Source organism: Streptomyces sp. SID486 (assembly GCF_009865385.1).
Taxonomy (GTDB): domain Bacteria; phylum Actinomycetota; class Actinomycetes; order Streptomycetales; family Streptomycetaceae; genus Streptomyces.
The window spans coordinates 1-18,557 of the sequence record NZ_WWJT01000642.1 but is presented as its reverse complement, the minus strand read 5'-3'; the positions used below and the strand labels follow the sequence as shown (position 1 = coordinate 18,557).

Annotated in this window: 18 protein-coding genes and 1 pseudogene; 11 read left to right on the top strand and 8 right to left on the bottom strand. The window is 71.4% G+C overall.

Annotation, left to right across the window (positions count from 1 at the left end; genetic code table 11):
- The first annotated feature begins 150 nt into the window (after positions 1-150).
- The 5 genes and pseudogenes from GT045_RS30145 to GT045_RS30125 all read left to right on the top strand — a co-directional run bounded on the left by GT045_RS30145 (position 151) and on the right by GT045_RS30125 (position 4,939).
- Positions 151-1,842, top strand: a complete 1,692-nt coding sequence (locus GT045_RS30145) for a trypsin-like peptidase domain-containing protein (RefSeq protein WP_345942800.1) — start codon at positions 151-153, stop codon at positions 1,840-1,842.
- Positions 1,843-1,926: 84 nt separating this feature from the next.
- Positions 1,927-2,370, top strand: a complete 444-nt coding sequence (locus GT045_RS30140) for a sec-independent translocase (RefSeq protein ID WP_161298474.1) — start codon at positions 1,927-1,929, stop codon at positions 2,368-2,370.
- 239 nt (positions 2,371-2,609) lie between these two features.
- Positions 2,610-3,275: a hypothetical protein gene (locus GT045_RS30135; RefSeq protein ID WP_161298475.1), complete on the top strand. Its 666-nt coding sequence runs from the start codon at positions 2,610-2,612 to the stop codon at positions 3,273-3,275.
- Positions 3,276-3,434: 159 nt separating this feature from the next.
- A pseudogene (locus tag GT045_RS30130) lies at positions 3,435-3,791 on the top strand (transposase); the annotation flags it as partial.
- A gap of 824 nt (positions 3,792-4,615) precedes the next feature.
- Complete coding sequence (locus GT045_RS30125; RefSeq protein WP_161336107.1) at positions 4,616-4,939, top strand: carbohydrate-binding module family 14 protein; 324 nt, start codon at positions 4,616-4,618, stop codon at positions 4,937-4,939.
- A 324-nt stretch (positions 4,940-5,263) separates the two neighbouring features.
- On the opposite strand, the gene GT045_RS30120 is transcribed toward GT045_RS30125, so the two are convergent.
- From GT045_RS30120 to GT045_RS30110, 3 genes are read right to left on the bottom strand one after another with little or no spacing between them, the layout of a single operon-like run.
- Entirely contained in the window at positions 5,264-6,397 is a 1,134-nt protein-coding gene (locus GT045_RS30120; RefSeq protein ID WP_161298476.1) for an Mrp/NBP35 family ATP-binding protein, read from the bottom strand.
- A gap of 43 nt (positions 6,398-6,440) precedes the next feature.
- Positions 6,441-7,055: a DUF1003 domain-containing protein gene (locus GT045_RS30115; protein WP_161298477.1), complete on the bottom strand. Its 615-nt coding sequence runs from the start codon at positions 7,053-7,055 to the stop codon at positions 6,441-6,443.
- Positions 7,045-8,334, bottom strand: a complete 1,290-nt coding sequence (locus GT045_RS30110; RefSeq protein WP_161298478.1) for a CBS domain-containing protein — start codon at positions 8,332-8,334, stop codon at positions 7,045-7,047. Before GT045_RS30110 ends, GT045_RS30115 begins: the two co-directional genes overlap by 11 nt.
- Positions 8,335-8,538: 204 nt before the next feature.
- Here GT045_RS30110 and GT045_RS30105 point away from each other — a divergent pair, with 204 nt between their 5' ends.
- Entirely contained in the window at positions 8,539-9,282 is a 744-nt protein-coding gene (locus GT045_RS30105) for a hypothetical protein (RefSeq protein WP_345942799.1), read from the top strand.
- A gap of 331 nt (positions 9,283-9,613) precedes the next feature.
- On the opposite strand, the gene GT045_RS30100 is transcribed toward GT045_RS30105, so the two are convergent.
- Positions 9,614-10,129, bottom strand: a complete 516-nt coding sequence (locus GT045_RS30100; RefSeq protein WP_161336106.1) for a hypothetical protein — start codon at positions 10,127-10,129, stop codon at positions 9,614-9,616.
- A 38-nt stretch (positions 10,130-10,167) separates the two neighbouring features.
- Complete coding sequence (locus GT045_RS30095; RefSeq protein ID WP_161336105.1) at positions 10,168-11,292, bottom strand: magnesium and cobalt transport protein CorA; 1,125 nt, start codon at positions 11,290-11,292, stop codon at positions 10,168-10,170.
- 482 nt (positions 11,293-11,774) lie between these two features.
- On the opposite strand from GT045_RS30095, the gene GT045_RS30090 reads away from it, so the two are divergent.
- Entirely contained in the window at positions 11,775-12,359 is a 585-nt protein-coding gene (locus tag GT045_RS30090) for a suppressor of fused domain protein (protein ID WP_161288392.1), read from the top strand.
- A gap of 52 nt (positions 12,360-12,411) precedes the next feature.
- On the opposite strand, the gene GT045_RS30085 is transcribed toward GT045_RS30090, so the two are convergent.
- A complete protein-coding gene (locus GT045_RS30085; protein ID WP_161336104.1) occupies positions 12,412-13,635 on the bottom strand; it encodes an MFS transporter in 1,224 nt (407 codons plus the stop codon).
- Positions 13,636-13,804: 169 nt separating this feature from the next.
- On the opposite strand from GT045_RS30085, the gene GT045_RS30080 reads away from it, so the two are divergent.
- The 3 genes from GT045_RS30080 (at position 13,805) to GT045_RS30070 (ending at position 16,177) form a co-directional block, all read left to right on the top strand.
- Positions 13,805-14,446 carry a DUF6758 family protein gene (locus tag GT045_RS30080; RefSeq protein ID WP_161288397.1) on the top strand — a complete coding sequence of 214 codons (642 nt, stop codon included), beginning with the start codon at positions 13,805-13,807 and terminating at the stop codon, positions 14,444-14,446.
- A 180-nt stretch (positions 14,447-14,626) separates the two neighbouring features.
- Positions 14,627-15,484 (top strand): PHP domain-containing protein, encoded by an 858-nt coding sequence (locus tag GT045_RS30075; RefSeq protein ID WP_161336103.1) that lies wholly within the window; start codon positions 14,627-14,629, stop codon positions 15,482-15,484.
- An 87-nt stretch (positions 15,485-15,571) separates the two neighbouring features.
- A complete protein-coding gene (locus GT045_RS30070; protein ID WP_161288401.1) occupies positions 15,572-16,177 on the top strand; it encodes a MarC family protein in 606 nt (201 codons plus the stop codon).
- A 57-nt stretch (positions 16,178-16,234) separates the two neighbouring features.
- Here GT045_RS30070 and GT045_RS39175 read toward each other — a convergent pair whose 3' ends face one another.
- Positions 16,235-16,387 carry a hypothetical protein gene (locus GT045_RS39175; RefSeq protein ID WP_202515254.1) on the bottom strand — a complete coding sequence of 51 codons (153 nt, stop codon included), beginning with the start codon at positions 16,385-16,387 and terminating at the stop codon, positions 16,235-16,237.
- Between the two features lie 206 nt (positions 16,388-16,593).
- Between GT045_RS39175 and GT045_RS30065 the strand changes: the two genes are divergently transcribed.
- Positions 16,594-17,499 carry an NYN domain-containing protein gene (locus GT045_RS30065; RefSeq protein WP_202515256.1) on the top strand — a complete coding sequence of 302 codons (906 nt, stop codon included), beginning with the start codon at positions 16,594-16,596 and terminating at the stop codon, positions 17,497-17,499.
- Positions 17,500-17,641: 142 nt separating this feature from the next.
- On the opposite strand, the gene GT045_RS30060 is transcribed toward GT045_RS30065, so the two are convergent.
- Complete coding sequence (locus GT045_RS30060; RefSeq protein ID WP_202529162.1) at positions 17,642-18,523, bottom strand: alpha/beta hydrolase; 882 nt, start codon at positions 18,521-18,523, stop codon at positions 17,642-17,644.
- Between the last annotated feature and the right edge of the window lie 34 nt (positions 18,524-18,557).

Genomic DNA, 18,557 nt, shown 5'->3' with positions numbered 1-18,557 from the left:
GGTGATCTGGCGGGGACCGGGCGGACCATCGAGGTGGCGGGCACCGGTGATCCGGCGGGGACCGGGCCGATCACCGAGGCGGCGGCGACCGGGCGGACCACCGACGCGGACGGCACCGCCGCCGAGGTGGCAGCCGATGGCCCCGCCGCCGTGACGGGCCCCGGCGAGCGGCCCAGGCCGCTGCACGATCCCGATCCCTACAGCACCCCGCCGTACGGCGAACCCGGCCCCTGGGCGCCCGCGCCGCCGGTGCAGCATCCGGTCGTCACACCGGCGCGGGGGACGGCCGCCCCCGCGCCCACGGCCCCACCGCAGCCCGCCCCGACGGCGCACGGCCCGGCTCCGGTGCCTCCCGTGCCCTCCGTGCCCACGGCGCACGGCCCGGCTCCGGTGCCTCCCGTGCCCTCCGTGCCCACGGCACACGGCCCCGTGCCCCCCGTCCCCGCGCCCTCGCCTGCGGCGCAAGGCGCCGTTGGCCCGCCCATGGCGCAAGGCACCGTTCCCCCGCCCGTGGCGCAAGGCGCCGTCCCCGCGCCCCTCGTGCCGGAGCAGGGGGCCGTGGTGGCCGGTGCCTCCGTGGTGCCCGCTGCCTCCGTTCCGGGGGCGGGGGAGGAGCCGTGGGGGCGTTACGACCCGTGGGCCGCCGCAGCCGCCGGGTCCGCCATGGCGCAGCTTCCGGCGCCGGGGCCGTTGCTGCAGACCGGTGCCGGCACGCCGTCGGACGAGCAGCGGCTTCGGCGGGCCAGGCGCCGCGTCCTCGCATGGGCTCTCTGCATCGCCGTCGTGGCCGCGGGCATCGGCGGAGTCGTCGGCGCCTACGTCGGACGCGAGGGCCTCGGCGGCGACGTCCGGCTGCCGCAGGCCGGTGGCGTGCCGGCCGGCCGCGCGCCGGACAGCGTGGCCGGGATAGCCGCCCGCGCCCTGCCCAGCGTGGTCACCCTGCACGTCAAGGGGGCCGACCAGGCGGGTACCGGCACCGGCTTCGTGCTCGACGACCGGGGGCACATCCTCACCAACAACCACGTGGTCGAGCCCGCCGGGCGGGACGGCGAGATATCCGTGACGTTCAGCAGCGGCGACACCGTCGAGGCGGACGTCGTCGGCCGGGACGGCGGCTACGACCTCGCCGTCGTCCAGGTGCACGGCGTCCACGGACTCACCCCGCTGACCCTCGGCGACTCCGACGACGTGCGGGTGGGTGACCCCGTCGTCGCCATCGGCGCCCCCTTCGACCTCGCCAACACGGTCACCGCCGGCATCATCAGCGCCAAGGAACGGCCCATCACGGCCGGCGGGGAGAAGAGCGACGGCAGCGACGTGTCGTACGTCGACGCCCTGCAGACCGACGCCCCCATCAACCCGGGCAACTCCGGCGGCCCGCTGCTCGACTCCCGGGCCGAGGTCATCGGCATCAACTCCGCCATCCGCTCCGCCGGCTCCGGCTCCACGGGCGGCGGCCAGGCCGGCTCCATCGGTCTCGGCTTCGCCATACCGGTCAACCAGGCCAGGCGCGTCGCCGAGGAACTGATCAACGAAGGCCACGCCACACACCCTGTGATCGGCGTCACCCTCGACATGGGCTACACCGGTGACGGCGCCCGCATCGACGACAGGAGCGCGAGCGGCGGCCCCGCCGTCACCCGCGGCGGCCCCGGCGAACGGGCCGGCCTGGAGGCGGGCGACGTCATCACCGAGGTCGGCGGAGAACGCGTCCATACTGGTGAGGAGCTGATCGTCAAGATCCCTGCCCACCGGCCCGGCGACCGGCTGCGCCTGACCGTCGAACGCGACGGCGGCGAGCGGGACGTGTCACTCGTGCTGGGCGCGTCGGAGCGGAACTGACAGAAGTCTCACCTTGGGACGGTACCGGTCGGACGGTAACGCCGGGTACCGTTGAGCGACCGAGGACATCGCAAGGAGCGTCGGGTGTTCAATGACATAGGACCACTGGAGCTGGCCACGATCGTCGTGCTCGCCGTGCTCGTCTTCGGTCCGGACAAGCTCCCCAAGGTCATCCAGGACGTGATGCGCACGATCCGGAAGATCCGCGAGTTCTCGGAGAGCGCCAAGCAGGACATCCGTACCGAACTCGGCCCGGAGTTCAAGGACTTCGACTTCGAGGACCTCAACCCCAAGACGTTCATCCGCAAGCAGCTGGACAACGACGATCTGGGGCTGAAGGAGATCCGTAACGGGTTCGACCTGAAGAAGGAGATGGCCGAGGTCACGGACGCGGTGAACAGCCGCGACACCGACGCCTCCGCCCCGCCCCCGGCGTCCCCCTCCTCCGGCGGCCGCATCGACATGAGCAAGAAGCCCGAGACTCCCGGCGACGAAGAGCGCCCGCCCTTCGACGCGGACGCCACCTGACCGCCGCCGCTCCACCGACACGCGCACGCGGGCGTACGCCGCGCACGTGACGCGTGTCATAGCGCACACCCTTCGCACCCGGCCTGAACAGGCCGTTCGCGCGACCCACGCAGCCGGCACCTGCCCTGCCGGTCTCAGCGGTGTGGATATGCTGCCGAGTTGTTGCGCGGACCGGACGCGTACGCCCGAAGGGGGGCGGGTCAGCCCGGTCCGACGAGAGCGAGGAGGCGTCCGGGCAGATGGAGACGACGAGTCGGGTGGGCGCGCAGACGCCGGCCGCGGAGGGCGGACAGCAGCTGCCCTCCGCCCGGCGTACGGTCGACGGTTACCTGCGGGCGCCCTTCCCGTGGTACGGGCTCGACGAGGCGTTCACGGGGCCGCGCTGGCTGATGCAGGTCGGCACGGCGGCCGACGGCGCCGTCGAGCACGGTTCGATCGGGCACGGCGACGAGCCCTCCGTGCGGGGCGAGACCGGCTCCGCCGGTGAGCCGCGGGAGAAGTTCGCCGTCGTGGTGACGGTCGCCGCCCAGCCGTCCCGGCGGAGCGCCGACGGCACCGGGCTGCTGGAGGCGACATCGGTGTCCTCGGCGGCCTGGCTGGCCGGTGTGGGCCTGCTGTCGTTCACCTGGCCCGGGCAGATGGACCACAGTCTGCGGGACGACTGGCTGGAGCAGCAGACGGAGACGGCGTGGGCCCTGGCCGACGACCTGGACGGCTCCGAGTGGTCCAGACTCTCCCTGCCGGTGGACGGGGTGGCGGCCTCCTTCCACTACCGGGAGTCCGAGTTCGGCTGGATCCTGGCCGGCACCACCGGGTCCGGGGTCCATCTGGGGGCCTACGGGCGGGGTATGAGCGCGTACGGGCTCGGATTCGCCGTCGTGAAGGACGTCGCCGCCTACGCATGACGAAGGGGCGCCGGTGCGGACCGGCGCCCTCTCGGCCGGCTGTCGCAGCAGCCGGCTCAGAACTTGTTCTGCGGGCAAAACATCAGGTCACTGGCCTTGTTGAGCAAGCTGGGCCGCCTAGGCAGTTTCGTTGGATCAGTTTCACCGGCCTTCACCGACGTCATGGCCCGCCTGCGCGTTCCCCGACGACGCGGACGGCCTCGCACCAGGCCGGACGTGGTCGTGGCGGACAAGGCCTACTCATTCCGCGCGATCCGCGACCACCTGCGCAAGCGTGGCATCCGCGCGGTGATCCCGGTCCCGGCAGATCAGCGCAGCCACCGGCTGCGACGAGGCAGCCGGGGCGGCAGACCACCAGCCTTCGACCGCGAGACCTGCAAGCAGCGCAACACCGTCGAACGGTGCATCAACCGCCTCAAGCAGTGGCGCGGCCTCGCCACCCGCTGCGAGAAGACCGCCACCATCTACCTGGCCGGACTCCACATCGCCGGCATCTTCCTGTGGTCCGCCCGCTGATCCAAACGAAAGCCCCTAGAGCCGTTTCAGGTTTCTCTACCTCATCGAGTACCTCGATCACCTGACCGCGCTCAGCCGAGCCGGCTATGTCGGATCCCAGCTGATGCCTGACGTTCCGTTCCCGGGTGGTGCATGACGGTGGGCCTGGACAATGTAGGGAGCCCCGTGGGGGCTTGTTCGCTTTCACGTTACGGACTGGGACGTGGGTCGTGCGGCGGATCACCCGGAGCCATCCGTCCAGCTCGACGCTGATCGTCGTGTCGGACACGTGCGCGGTCACGGTCTGCCCTGCATAGGGACGGCCGAGGGAGACGGTCTGGCGGCAGACCATGATCGTGCCGACCGCGCTGATCCGCCGCTGGATCCGCACGGGCTCAAGGACACCCACTTGGCGGCCGCCGAGGATCGCGCTGCGCCGACGCGCGCCCACAGGTGGACAGGGCCGATAGCCATGAGTCGATCACCGCACAGCGCGGCCACGACCAAGACAATGCCTCCGGCGGGGGATCGGCCGGCGCCGGGATGGAGGGGGCGCCGTTCCCGGCTGCGGGTCCGTAGGGGCGAGCGCGGGGTGCTCCCATCCCGTACGCCATCGGGGTTGAGTGGTGGGTACGGCCGGGCGCAAACGTGTAGCAGGGCAGAGGGGACTCCGGCCTCACTGAACCTACAAGATCATCAACGTCGATTACGTTGAGTGATATTGTAAACACTCAACGTGTTCGACTGGCGTGTGGCATCCGTTCAGTGCCGCTCCACGTCTTGATGGAAGGTCCCTGGTGAATCGCTCTACGACTCGGGTTTTGGCATGCTTCAGCCTGGCCGGCATGGCTCTCCTACCCACCATCACCACGGCGCAGGCGAATCCGCTCTCCGCCGTCAAAGCTGCGAGCTTCGATCCCAACCGCCCTGACTGCCCCCCGGACATCACCACGCTGAATCCGGTGAAGGTGCCCGACCCGAACGATCCCACCAAGTACTCCGTGTGCAGCTTCTTCTTCAGTGCCAAGTACAGCTGCCCCGAAGGCGAGGTGTTCGACGAGATTGTGCTGGAGTGTGGAGCTCCGAAGCCACAGGAAGAAGAGCCCTCGGCAGAGCCGGAGGAGGAAGCGGAGGAATCGCCTCAAGCGGAGACGGGGCTGTCCCTCTAAGAGAGACGAGCGTCCCCGATACTTCGGGACGAAGCGGTTGTGCCACAACCGTGCCAGAACGAGCGGGGTACCAGGGGAACGGCAGACACCGAGAGGGCGGTTGCCCTTGGTTCGCCGGAGCACTCATCCCGCAGGTCGACCGCCAAGTCGATCAACCGCGCTCCTGAGGCGGGGATCGCGGGCCTCCGTCGCCCGGGCCGTCTCTGGGCCGTCAGGCGGTGCTCGGCGATGACCAGCGATGACCAGCGATGACAAACGTCGACGGCTCCGCCACTGGTCAGAGAAGTGACTGGTGGCGGAGCCGCAGCTCGCAGACGTGAGAGATCAGAACTTGTTCTTGGGCGTGATCCCCAGCGACAGGCCGGACAGGCCCCGCTGACGGCCCCCCAGCTTTCCGGCGATGGCGCGCAGCGCCGAACCCGCCGGCGAGTCGGGGTCGGTCAGGACCACGGGCCTGCCCTCGTCGCCGCCCTCGCGCAGCCGGACGTCGATCGGGATGTTGCCGAGGACCGGCACCGTCGCGCCGGTCGTACGCGTGAGACCGTCGGCGACCAGCTGGCCGCCGCCCGTGCCGAAGACGTCGACCATCTCGCCGCAGTGCGGGCAGGGCAGGCCGGACATGTTCTCGACCACGCCGACGATCTTCTGGTGGGTCTGCACGGCGATGGAGCCCGCCCGCTCGGCGACCTCCGCCGCCGCCTGCTGCGGGGTCGTCACGACCAGGATCTCGGCGTTCGGGACCAGCTGGGCCACGGAGATCGCGATGTCGCCGGTGCCGGGCGGCAGGTCCAGCAGGAGGACGTCCAGGTCACCCCAGTAGACGTCGGCGAGGAACTGCTGCAGGGCGCGGTGCAGCATCGGGCCCCGCCACACGACCGGGGCGTTGCCCGGGGTGAACATGCCGATGGAGATGACCTTCACGCCGTTCGCGGACGGCGGCATGATCATGTTCTCGACCTGGGTGGGCCGGCCGTCGGCGCCGAGCATGCGCGGCACGCTGTGGCCGTAGATGTCGGCGTCCACGACGCCGACCTTGAGACCGTCGGCGGCCATCGCCGCGGCCAGGTTGACGGTGACCGAGGACTTGCCGACACCGCCCTTGCCGGAGGCGACCGCGTAGACCCGGGTGAGGTTGCCCGGCTTGGCGAAGGGGACCTCGCGCTCGGCCTGGCCGCCGCGCAGGGCCGCCGCCAGCTCCTTGCGCTGCTCGTCGCTCATCACGTCCAGGGTGACGTCGACACGCGTGACGCCCTCGACCCGGGAGACCGCCTCGGTGACGCGCTGGGTGATGGTGTCGCGCATCGGACAGCCGGAGACTGTCAGGTACACGGTGACCGCGACCGCTCCGTCCGCGCCGATCTCCACCGATTTGACCATCCCGAGTTCGGTGATCGGTCGGTTGATCTCGGGGTCGTTCACCGTCGCCAGTGCCTCGCGCACCGCGTCTTCCGTAGCCATAAGGACGATGGTACGGCGCGCCGAGGGGCCTGAGGGATGCCCTTCAGCGGTCGTCTGTGTCACGTCCCGGCGGCCGTTCCGCCCGTTCCGCCGGGAATACGACGTGAGGGCCGTGCCCGTCGTGGCGGCGACGCTCCTCCAGCTCCTTCAGCAGGTCCTGGAGCTCCGAGCGGATCCAGTCACGGGTGGCCACCTCACCCAGGCCGGTGCGCAGCGCGGCGACCTCCCGGGTCAGGTACTCGGTGTCGGCGATGGACCGCTCGTTCTGCTTGCGGTCCTGCTCCAGGTTGACCCGGTCCCGGTCGTCCTGCCTGTTCTGCGCGAGCAGGATCAGCGGGGCGGCGTACGACGCCTGCAGGGACAGCATCAGGGTCAGGAAGATGAACGGGTACTGGTCGAAGCGCAGCGCCGCCGGCGCGGCGATGTTCCACAGCACCCACAGGATGATGACGACCGTCATCCACACGATGAAGCGTCCGGTCCCCAGGAACCGGGCGATCTTCTCCGACAGCCGGCCGAAGGCCTCCGGGTCCCACTCGGGCAGGATCCGCCGGCGCGGCGGGCGCGGCTGGTCCAGCCGGGGCGTCCGGGGCCGGGCGGCGGCCGTGGCGCCCGCCGGACTGCGCTCGCGGTTCGCGGTCTCGCGCTCAGGAGCCATGGGTGGCCGTCTCCTCCCCCTCGTTCAGGTGGAACTCCGTCTCGCGCCAGTCGTCGGGCAGCATGTGGTCCAGTACGTCGTCCACCGTCACCGCGCCGAGCAGCGCCCCGGACTCGTCCACCACCGGCGCCGCCACCATGTCGTAGGTGGCGAAGAACCCGGCGATCACCGGCAGGGCGGCGTCCGGGGCCAGCGGCTGGAGGTCGTCGTCCAGCATCGAGCTGACCAGGGTGTACGGGGGGTCGCGCAGCAGCCGCTGGAAGTGGACCGTGCCCAGGTACTTGCCGGTCGGGGTCTCGTCGGGCGGACGGCACACGTAGACCTGGGCGGCGAGGGCGGGGGAGAGGTCCGGGTTGCGGACCCGGGCGAGTGCGTCCGCGACGGTGGCGTCGGGCCGCAGCACGATCGGCTCCGTCGTCATCAGGCCGCCGGCCGTGTGTTCCTCGTACGACATCAGGCGGCGCATGTCGGCCGCGTCGGCGGGCTGCATGAGGCTCAGCAGCCGCTCCTTGTCCTCCTCGGGCAGCTCGGAGAGCAGGTCGGCCGCGTCGTCCGGGTCCATCGCCTCCAGCACGTCGGCCGCGCGCTCCTCCTTCAGCTTGCCGAGGATCTCGATCTGGTCGTCCTCGGGCAGTTCCTCGAGGACGTCGGCGAGCCGGTCGTCGTCCAGGGCGGCGGCGACCTCGGCCCGTCGTTTCGGGGACAGGTGGTGCAGCACGTTGGCGAGGTCGGCGGGGCGCAGCTGCTCGAAGGTGGCCAGCAGGCTCTCGGCGCCCTGTCCGTGCTCCTCCAGGGAGAACCCGGTGACGTCCGACCACTCGGCGGTCAGCGTCTCGCCCTTGGCCCGCCGGAAGGCGCTGCCCTTCCTGCCCTTGCGGAGGAAGACGCGGTCGACCTCCCAGTCCCGGCGGGCGGGCAGCTGCTGCACGGACACGTCGAGGACGGTGACCTCCTCGCCGGTCTCCACCAGCGTCACGCGCCGGTCCAGCAGCTCGCCGAAGACCAGCCGCTCGGTGGGCCGCTGCTCGAAGCGGCGGACGTTCATGACGCCGGTGATGATGACCTGGCCGGACTCGATGCCGCTGACGCGGGTCATGGGCAGGAAGATACGGCGCCGGGTGGACAGCTCGACGACCAGTCCGAGTACGCGCGGCGGCCGTCGGCCGACCCGCAGCATGACGACCACGTCGCGCACGCGGCCCGCCTGGTCGCCGTTCGGATCGAAGACAGGGACCCCGGCGAGGTGCGAGACGAAGATCCGGGGGACGCCGGCTGCCATGGCTGTGCTTCCTTTGCCTGGGGTTCGAGGGGGACCGGTGTGGGGATTTGCTGGGAATTGCCCGCTCGGGTGCGCTTCAGGCTAGCCCGTACCGGTCGGATACGCCCTGGTGGGGAGTCCGGACGGACTGGCTCCGCCGGGCGCCCCGGGCACCGGTACGCTGCGGTACGCCGCTCAGGAACCGTCAGAAAGGCAGCTCCACCTGTGACTGCGATTCCCCGGGGCCGTACCCGCCGGACCGCGCTGGTGACCGCGACCTGTGCGCTGGCCGTCGCCGGAGCGACGGTGCTGTCGGGGTGCGGCGGTGACGACCCGGACGCGGGGACGAACGGGGTGGGCAGACTGCCCGCCGACAGGATCGAGGCGAAGACGCGGGCGGCGGCGGACGCGGCCTCCGCCGTGCGGCTGTCCGGGACCGTGGTCACCAGTGGCCGCACGTACCGGCTAGACATGCAGCTCAAGACCGACGGCGGCAGCGGCTCGGTGACCTCGCAGGGGGCCACCTTCAAGCTGCTGCGGGTGGGGCAGGAGCTGTATCTCAAGGCCGACGCGGACTTCTGGAACCACGCCGACGGCAGCGACGGCGCCACGGGCAAGCTGGACGGCAAGTACGTGAAGGTGCCGCAGGGGGACCCGGCGTACAAGAAGTTCAGCGGCTTCACGGACAAGGACGTCCTCCTCGACGGTCTGCTGACACTGCACGGCACGCTGGCGACCGACGGCCGCCACACCGACCAGTCGGGTACCCCGACGATCCGCATCACCGGCGACGCGGGTTCCGGCGGCACGCTGGACGTGTCCCTCCGGGGCACCCCGTACCCGCTCCGCCTGGTCCGCGGCGGCGGCGCCGGGACGCTCGGGTTCGCGGACTGGAACAAGGACTTCACCGTCAGGAAACCGTCCGGCTCGGACACGGTGGACTACGGCAGACAACTACCGACGTCCTAGCCCCACTGCCCGCTGGCCCAGCCCGCAGTCCACGGCCCCCACGGCGGCCGTCGGCAGCCCGCAGCCCACGGCCCCTACCGCGGCCGTCGGCAGCCCGCAGACCTCGGCTCCCACCGCGGCCGTCGGCAGCCCGCAGTCCGCAGCCCCTACCGCGGCCGTCCGCCCGGGGGCCCGGATCCCCGAGCCCACGACTCCCACGGCGGCCACCGGCAGCCGCGGCCCGCAGTCCTCGGCCCCCACCGCGGCCGTCCGCCCGGGGGTGCGTGTCACCGTCCGGTCGCCGCCGCGACGGTGCTCGGCCCGCGCGGCGGTGCCGGGCCCCGGCCGTCTGTCACGTGCGCTTGCGGCGCTTGAGCAGCAGCCTCGGCAGGGCCGCGGGAACCGGGCGGCGGGTCGTCGCCGGGGTCGGTGCGGGGCGCTCGGCCAGGCTTCCCTCGGGCAGCGGCGTCACGGCACCCGTCGGCACCAGGCGGAGCACCCGGCACTCGCGGGCCCAGCGGGCCGGCATCTCCTCGCCGTCGGGGGCGTTCAGCCGCTTGCCCTTCAGCTCGGCGACCGTCGCCTCCCACTCCTCGGAGCCGGCCGCCGGCTCGTGCACGGCCACCGCGAAGGTCACCAGCCGGCCGCCCTTGTCCTTGCTGCGCACGCTCACCTCGGCGAAGCCGCCGTCGGCCAGCCCGTCCAGCGGCTGCTCGCCCGGCCCGCCACCGACCACGCACACCGCGCCCTCGTGCCACACATGCCACAGCGCACGCGCGGCCGGTGCGGCGGTGCCCCGGACCCAGACGAGGCCGGACTTCTTCGTGGCCTCCTCGATGAGGGCCCGGTCGAGCAGCTCGCTTGTCATGCGCCCAGCCTATCCAGGCCGGTAGCGCGCAGCGGACCTCACAGCCAGCCGTTGCGCTTCAGCGTGCGGTGGATGCCGAGGCAGATGACCCCGGTGATGGCCATGATCACCGGGTAGCCGTACCGCCAGTGCGTCTCCGGCATGTAGTCGAAGTTCATGCCGTACACCCCGCACACCATCGTCGGCACGGCGACGATCGCGGCCCAGGACGTGATCTTGCGCATGTCCTCGTTCTGCGCGACGGACGCCTGCGCGAGGTTGGCCTGGAGGATGGAGTTGAGGAGTTCGTCGAAGCCCAGCACCTGCTCCTGGACCCGGGCCAGGTGGTCGGCGACGTCCCGGAAGTACTTCTGGATGTCCGGGTCGATCAGCCGCATCGGCCGCTCGCTCAGCAGCTGCATGGGCCGCAGCAGCGGCGCCACCGCGCGCTTGAACTCCAGCACCTCGCGCTTGAGCTGGTAGATGCGCGCCGAGTCCACACCGCGCGACACCCCGCCTTTGCGGCCGGGCGAGAAGACCTCGGTCTCCACCTCGTCGATGTCGTCCTGCACCGCGTCGGCCACGGCGATGTACCCGTCCACGACGTGGTCGGCGATGGCGTGCAGCACGGCCGAGGGGCCCTTGGCGAGCAGCTCGGGGTCGTCCTGCAGGCGGTGCCGCAGGGCACGCAGCGAGCCCTGGCCGCCGTGCCGGACGGTGATGAAGAAGTCCCGGCCGGTGAAGCACATGACCTCGCCGGTCTCGACGACCTCGCTGTTGGCGGTGAGCCGGTCGTGCTCGACGTAGTGGATGGTCTTGAAGACCGTGAAGAGCGAGTCGTCGTACCGCTCCAGCTTGGGCCGCTGGTGCGCCTGCACCGCGTCCTCGACGGCCAGCGGGTGCAGCCCGAACTCGCCCGCGATACCCGCGAATTCCGCCTCGGTCGGCTCGTGCAGTCCGATCCAGACGAAGCCGCCGTCGCGGCGCACCTGCCGCATCGCCTCCTGCGGCGTCAGCGGCTTGGCGCTCGGCACCCGGGCGCCGTCGCGGTAGACGGCGCAGTCGACGACGGCCGAGGGCGTCGCGGGGTCGCGCGTGGTGTCGTACGACGCGCCGGTGTCCTTGCGCAGCGAGACGCGGGACGACGGGCGGACCACGGCACGCAGGTCGCGGATCATCGACATGGGCAGGCTCCTTCGCGGGCGGGCAGCGAAAGCGCACGGCAAGGGGTGGAACTACCCGGAATGGGGACGTCCGGCGGAGGTCTCCCCTGTCGGGTCAGGGGAAAGATGTTTGGCACGTCCACAAAGCGGGGAGCACCGCACCGTCGCGGTGGCGACTTCGCTACTGATGCAGAACTGATTCAGATCAGGCAGATCAGGCAAGGCGAGACGAAGTGCTCTTCCGGACGAACGATGCGCGAGGGAAGGCGGCGGCCAGCCGGTAATGACGTCAGCAGCCGGAAGAGCGAGTGGTACTACCAGGTCGACTTCGATCCATGACAGCCCCACCTCCTCCGGCCGGTCCCTCGTAAGGGAGTCTCATCGGCGTCGGGACTTGAAGCGACGCTTCGACGTGCTGCCCCGAACCACCGGCTCAGAGTACCAGCCGCCCGTGCTGTCAAGGCGACGCTTTGCTCGCTACTGACGAGTTCTATGCTCAGCGCATGGCTGATGTTCTTCCTCTGGTCGAAGCCCGGTTGAGCACCGCGCTCGGCGAACCGGACGCCCGGGCGGCGGTCACCTTCCTCGGCACGGACCGCATCGAGGTGCTGCGCTTCCAGGACGGGGACGTCGTCCGCTACGCCACCCTCGGCATGTCCGCGCACCCCATGACGGACCCCACGGCGACGCTCGCGGACCCGGTCAAGGGCCCGCGCGCCGAACTGGTCCTGTCCGTCCGCGCCGGCCTCGCCGAGACCGACAAGGTGCTCCGCCCGCTGGCCGTCCTGGCCGCGACCCCGCAGGTGGAGGGTCTGGTGGTGACCCCGGGTGCCTCCCTGGACGTGGGCGAGGCGCTGTGGCCCGGCGCCCCCTTCACCTCCGTGCTGGTGGGCGAGCCCGGCGGGCTCGTGGAGGACCTGGAGCTGGACGCCCCGATGGACCCCGTACGGTTCCTGCCGCTGCTGCCGATGACCCCGAACGAGGCCGCCTGGAAGCGGGTGCACGGCGCCCAGGCCCTCCAGGAGCGCTGGCTCGGACACGGGACGGACCTGCGGGACCCGGCCCGCGGATCCGTCCCGCTGGACTGATGCCATCGCCCGCCGGGTGACCCATCTCACCACAACGTAAGGCGGGATCCGGTCAGTTGGCGAAGACGCCGACCCCGTCCTCGGCGGCGTGCGCGGGTTCCAGCTCCGCCGCCTCGTGCGTGAGGGCCCGGCGCCGTACGACGACCACCACCGCGCCCAGCACCGCGGTGACCGCGGCGACCACGAACGGCATGTGGATGTCGGTCCACTCCTCGATCTTCGGCGCGAAGTAGGGCGCCGCGGCGGCGGCGAACCAGCGGACGAAGTTGTAGCCCGCGCTCGCCACCGGGCGCGGGGCGTCCGACACCCCGAGGGCCAGTTCGGTGTAGACGGTGTTGTTCACGCCGATGAAGGCACCGGACAGGATGGTGCAGACCACCGCCGTGGTGTGGTCGCCGTAGCCGAGCACGAGCACGTCCGCCGCGAGCAGCACCAGCGAGCCGCCGAGCACCTTCAGCGAGCCGAACCGCGCCTGCAGCCGGGGCGCGACGATCACCGAGAACAGGGCGAGCAGCACACCCCAGGCGAAGAACACGCCGCCGGATTTGTACGGGGTCATGTCCAGCACGAACGGGGTGAAGGCCAGCACGGTGAAGAACGTGTAGTTGTAGAAGAACGCCGAGGCCGCGGCCGAGGCGAGACCGCCGTGGCCGAGCGCCCTGACCGGGTCGAGCACCGAGGTCTTGCGCGCCGGCCTCGGCTGCTCCCTCAGGAACGCCGTGATGCACAGGAACCCGATGGCCATCAGGACGGCGGTGCCGAAGAACGGATAGCGCCAGCTGGCGTTGCCGAGCAGGGCGCCCAGCAGCGGCCCGCAGGCCATGCCGAGGCCGAGCGCGGACTCGTAGAGCAGGATCGCCGCGGCGCTCCCGCCGGCCGCCGCGCCCACGATGACGGCGAGGGCGGTGGAGACGAAGAGCGCGTTGCCGAGGCCCCAGCCGGCCCGGAACCCGACGAGCTGTCCCACCGAGTCGGAGGTGCCGGCGAGTCCCGCGAAGACCACGACGAGCGCGAGTCCGGCGAGCAGGGTCTTCTTGCCGCCGATGCGGCTGGAGACGAACCCGGTCAGCAGCATCGCGACGGCGGTGATCAGGAAGTACGAGGTGAAGAGCAGCGACACCTGGCTGGCGGTGGCGTGCAGGCCCTGCGCGATCGACGGCAGGATCGGGTCGACGAGGCCGATGCCCATGAAGGCGACGACGGACGCGCCGGCCGTGGCCCAGACCGCCTTGGGCTGCCGCAGGATGCCGCCTGCTCCCGCGTCGAAGGGGTCCATGTGCTTCTCCCGTCCTCACTAGATAGTTGGGATATGCACATAATAAGTTAGCTCTGCTAATAAATGCAAGGTACATCTATCATTGCTGGTGGGGCGGGTGGCCGGGTCTTCCGTCCGGACGGGTGATCGTCCTTGACGTGGGCGGGCGGGGGTAGGACCGTGGAGCCCTATGAGGGGCGAACCCAGTTGCCCGAAGTGCGGTGGCCGGGTCAGGGCTCCCGGACTCTTCGCCGATGCGTGGCAGTGCGATGCGCACGGCCCGGTGTATCCGCTGCAGCCCGTGATCCCGCCCAGCGTCGAGGCGCTCAACGTCGTCGTGCATCGCACCCAGGTGCCGGTGTGGATGCCGTGGCCGCTCCCGGTCGGATGGCTGTTCACGGGTGTCGCGTACGCCGGCGACGACCGCAGCGGAGGCCGGGCGACCGCCGTGGCCTGCTCGGGCCCGGGGCCGCTCGGCGGTCCCGGCGAGATGATCCTGATCGCCGAGGAACTGGGTGTCGGCCTCGGCGCTCGCTACGCCGGCATCGACGGCCCCGACCCGGGGTCCTACATGAACGTGGAGAAGCCGCCGCAGGCCAAGGTGCTGGCCGCCGGCCGCCCGACCCCCCTGTGGCACGTCTACCGCACCCCCGACGACCGGGCCGTCTTCGCCGGTGAGGCCCTCGGGATGTGGCTGTGGGCGGTGATGTGGCCCGAGCAGTCCGGCCTGCTCATGTACGACGAGCTGGTGCTGACCGACCTGCGGGACGCGGGGGCGGAGATAGACCTGGTGCCCTGCGGCGCGCTGTCGCCGCGCCTGCTCCAGCCGTGACGCCCGGGGCCGGGTTTCCGTTCGGGGGCCGCGACGGCGGAAGGCATGGCTTTCGCAGGTCACCGGCTCGCGGGGGCGCTGAAGTAAAGGGTGCCGGGCGGTTCCGGGTGTGACAGGCGGGGGCGAAACACCGCTATCCTTGAGTGTCCCCCTCGTCGTCCGTCATCGTCTGGAGCAGCCGTGCGCATCGACCTGCACTGCCACTCCACGGCCTCCGACGGCACGGACACCCCGGCCGAGCTGGTCCGCAACGCCGCCGCCGCCGGACTGGACGTCGTCGCGCTGACGGACCACGACACCACCCGCGGCCACGCCGAGGCGCTCGGCGCGCTGCCCGCGGGGCTGACCCTGGTCACCGGCGCCGAGCTGTCCTGCCAGACCGACGGCGTCTCCATGCACCTGCTCGCCTACCTCTTCGACCCCGAGGAGCCCGCCCTGCTCGCCGAGCGCGAGCTGGTCCGGGACGACCGGGTGCCGCGGGCCAGGGGCATGGTCGCCAGGCTGAACGCGCTGGGTGTGCCGGTCACCTGGGAACAGGTCGAGCGGATCGCCGCGGGCGGGTCCGTGGGGCGCCCGCACATCGCGAGCGCGCTCGTGGAACTGGGCGTCGTGCCGACGGTGAGCGACGCGTTCACCGAGGAGTGGCTGGCCGACGGCGGCCGGGCCTACGTCGCCAAGCACGAGACCGACCCGTTCGAGGCGATCCGGCTGGTCAAGGGCGCGGGCGGGGTCTGCGTCTTCGCGCACCCGGCCGCCGCCAAACGCGGCCGCACCGTGCCGGAGTCCCGCATCGCGGAGCTGGCCGAGGCCGGTCTGGACGGCATCGAGGTGGACCACATGGACCACGACCCCGATGCCCGGGACCGTCTGCGCGCCCTGGCGAAGGAGACGGGACTGCTGGTCACGGGCTCCTCGGACTACCACGGCAGCCGCAAGACCGTCGCGCTCGGCGCCTACACGACCGACCCCGAGGTGTACGGCGAGATCACCCGGCGGGCCACCGGGGCGTTCCCGGTTCCGGGTGCCGGCGGAGCCTGAGCCTCCCGGGCCCCGGCCCGCACCGGCTCACGCCGCCTTCATGCCCGTCTCCCGTCTTCTCTCCCAGCAAGGCCAGTAAGCACACCCATGTTCGACATCGCCATCTTCGGCTCCCTGTTCCTGACCCTTTTTGTCATCATGGATCCCCCGGGGATCACCCCGATCTTCCTCGCCCTGACCGCCGGACGGCCGGCCAAGGTGCAGAAGCGGATGGCCTTCCAGGCCGTCTGCGTGGCGGGCGGGGTCATCGCCGTCTTCGGCGTCCTGGGCCACCAGATCCTCGACTACCTGCACGTCTCCGTGCCCGCGCTGATGATCGCGGGCGGTCTGCTGCTCCTGCTGATCGCGCTGGACCTGCTCACCGGCAAGACCGACGAGCCGAAGCAGACCAAGGACGTCAACGTGGCACTGGTGCCGCTGGGCATGCCGCTGCTGGCGGGGCCCGGCGCGATCGTGTCCGTGATCCTGGCCGTGCAGAAGGCCGGCAGCCTGTCCGCGCAGGTCTCGGTGTGGTCCGCGATCCTCGCGATCCACGTCGTGCTGTGGCTGGTGATGCGCTATTCGCTGCTGATCATCCGGGTCATCAAGGACGGCGGAGTCGTCCTGGTGACGCGCCTCGCGGGCATGATGCTCTCCGCGATCGCGGTCCAGCAGATCATCAACGGGGTCACTCAGGTGATCCGGGGGAGCTGAGCCCCTCGTGGGCTCGGCTCCCCCGGAAAGCTTGAGTGGCTGGCGCCCGCGTGCGGGCTACGAGGCCGGGATCTCGGCCGGGCGGATCCACAGGCGCTGTCCGATGGCGGCGGCCTGCTGCACGATCCGGTTGACGGAGGCGGCGTCCACGACGGTGCTGTCCACGGTGGTGCCGTCGACCTCGTCGAGACGCATGATTTCGAAGCGCATGGGCTTCTCCCTTCGTCTGGTCATCCTCCTGCGGAGAACTACTTGAGTGACGTCTGTGTATCCAGCGTCGTACCTAGTCAACACGTCTCGTGTTACGAACATTCCCTACGCTAAAGAAATTTTTCGAACGACTAATTACTGACTGGTAAGCGGCGCGGGAGGAACCCACCGGGACCGGTTGTGTTCGCAGTGTGACCACCGGGACAATGGAGGCGATGAACGACGACCTGGCCGCCGTGGGCGCCCGTATCGACCGCACGAACGAGCTGCTGGAACGCATGCTCGCCGAGGTCGCCAAGACGCCCTCGACCCACGCGATCTTCGTCGACGCGGGTTATCTGTACGCGGCCGCCGGCCGGCTGGTCGCCGGGACCGAGGACCGCCGTGCCTTCGACCTGGACGCCGAGGGACTGATCGACGCCCTGATCGACAAGGCGCGCACGATCTTCGCGGACAGCCGGCTGCTGCGCGTCTACTGGTACGACGGCGCCCGCCGCCGCATCCACACCGCCGAGCAGCAGACCATCGCCGAACTGCCCGACGTCAAGGTGCGCCTGGGCAACCTCAACGCCAACAACCAGCAGAAGGGCGTCGATTCGCTGATCCGCAGCGACCTCGAATCACTGGCGAGGCACCGCGCGATCAGCGACGCGGCCCTCCTCGGCGGCGACGAGGACCTGGTCTCGGCCGTCGAGGCGGCGCAGGGCTACGGAGCCCGCGTCCACCTCTGGGGCATCGAGGCGCCCGAAGGCCGCAACCAGGCCGAGCCGCTGCTCTGGGAGGTCGACAGCCAGCGCACCTTCGACCTGGAGTTCTTCAAGCCGTACGTCTCCCGGCGCACGGCCGCCTTGTACGACGCCACCGGCACCGCCCGGCCGGCCCGCGAGGACGTCCGTTTCGTCGGCGCCCAGATCGCGGCCCGGTGGCTGTCCTCCCGGGGCCGCGAGGCCCTGGTCGAACTGCTCCCCGGACACCCCTACCTGCCCGGTTCCGTCGACCAGGACCTGCTGGTCGAGGCCGAGGAACTGCTCCAGCACTCCCTGCGCGGCCACGCGGACCTGCGGCGCGCCCTCAGGGACGGTTTCTGGAGCCATCTGCGCGCACAGTACTAACGGCAGCTGCCCCGCGGTGCCGTCCGCTCGCTCACCCGGTCCGTGGCGCGGGCCGTCCGGTCCGATCACCTGGTCCGTGGCGCGGGGCGGCCGGTCACCTGCTCCGTGGCGCGGGCCGTCCGGTCCGTGGCGCAGGGCCGGTTCACCGCTCCGCCGGGGCGTCGTCCCAGAAGTCGGCGATCGCCCGGGCGGTCTCCAGGGGGCGGTCGGTGTTGGGCGAGTGCTCGGCGCCCTCGACGACCGTCCGCCGCGCCCCCAGCCGTACCGCCATGTCGTCGAGCAGGGGCAGCGGCCAGGTGTCGTCCCGCGCACCCGACAGCACGTGGAACGGCAGTGCGACGCTGGCGAGTTCGGCCACCCTGTCCGGCTCGGTGCACAACTGGCGCCCGGTCGCGAGGAGTTGCGCGGGCTTGGTGGCCAGCCAGCGGCGCCGCAGGTCGTCCCGGTCGTCCAGCCCGGCGTCGAGGGCGGGCGTGTCGGTCTCCTCCGGCGGCTCCGTCGCCTGGATCGCCTCCCACACCTCCGCCATGCTCAGCACGGCGAGCGCGTCCCGGAGCAGCTTCACCCGCTCCTGCTGGGAGGCCGAGATCTGCGCCGGTCCGGACGACATCAGGGTGAGCGACAGGAACGGCGAGCGGTCGAGCAGGACGGCCGCGCGCGTGATCTGACCGCCGAGGGAGTGCCCCAGCAGGTGCACCGGGCCGCCGACCGCCTCCGCCTGCGCGAGGACGTCCCGGGCCAACTCCTCCTGCGCGTAGGCGGACTCGTCCGCCACGGGGCCGTCCGACTCGAACTGGCCCCGGCCGTCCACGGCGACGGTCCGGTATCCGCGCTCGGCGAGCGGCCCGTGCAGCGGGTTGAAGTCCTCCTTGCTCCCGGTGAATCCCGGCAGCAGCAGCGCGACGCCCCGCGGCCGGACACCGGCGGCTACGGGAGCGTCGACCACGGCGAACTCCCCGCGAGCGGTCCGGAGGGCGTACGCGCGCGCCCCGGCGGGCGGGACGAAGGTGACGGGCCTGCTCATGGGGGAGAGGCTATCCGGAGGCGGCGGGGACGTG

Bases quoted from the DNA above. Each gene is read 5' to 3' on its own strand.
- GT045_RS30135 (WP_161298475.1), top strand. From the start codon at position 2,610: ATGGAGACGACGAGTCGGGTGGGCGCGCAGACGCCGGCCGCGGAGGGC.
- GT045_RS30125 (WP_161336107.1), top strand. From the start codon at position 4,616: ATGGCTCTCCTACCCACCATCACCACGGCGCAGGCGAATCCGCTCTCC.
- GT045_RS30120 (WP_161298476.1), bottom strand. From the start codon at position 6,397: ATGGCTACGGAAGACGCGGTGCGCGAGGCACTGGCGACGGTGAACGAC.
- GT045_RS30115 (WP_161298477.1), bottom strand. From the start codon at position 7,055: ATGGCTCCTGAGCGCGAGACCGCGAACCGCGAGCGCAGTCCGGCGGGC.
- GT045_RS30110 (WP_161298478.1), bottom strand. From the start codon at position 8,334: ATGGCAGCCGGCGTCCCCCGGATCTTCGTCTCGCACCTCGCCGGGGTC.
- GT045_RS30100 (WP_161336106.1), bottom strand. From the start codon at position 10,129: ATGACAAGCGAGCTGCTCGACCGGGCCCTCATCGAGGAGGCCACGAAG.
- GT045_RS30095 (WP_161336105.1), bottom strand. From the start codon at position 11,292: ATGTCGATGATCCGCGACCTGCGTGCCGTGGTCCGCCCGTCGTCCCGC.
- GT045_RS30090 (WP_161288392.1), top strand. From the start codon at position 11,775: ATGGCTGATGTTCTTCCTCTGGTCGAAGCCCGGTTGAGCACCGCGCTC.
- GT045_RS30085 (WP_161336104.1), bottom strand. From the start codon at position 13,635: ATGGACCCCTTCGACGCGGGAGCAGGCGGCATCCTGCGGCAGCCCAAG.
- GT045_RS30080 (WP_161288397.1), top strand. From the start codon at position 13,805: ATGAGGGGCGAACCCAGTTGCCCGAAGTGCGGTGGCCGGGTCAGGGCT.
- GT045_RS30070 (WP_161288401.1), top strand. From the start codon at position 15,572: ATGTTCGACATCGCCATCTTCGGCTCCCTGTTCCTGACCCTTTTTGTC.
- GT045_RS39175 (WP_202515254.1), bottom strand. From the start codon at position 16,387: ATGCGCTTCGAAATCATGCGTCTCGACGAGGTCGACGGCACCACCGTG.
- GT045_RS30065 (WP_202515256.1), top strand. From the start codon at position 16,594: ATGGAGGCGATGAACGACGACCTGGCCGCCGTGGGCGCCCGTATCGAC.
- GT045_RS30060 (WP_202529162.1), bottom strand. From the start codon at position 18,523: ATGAGCAGGCCCGTCACCTTCGTCCCGCCCGCCGGGGCGCGCGCGTAC.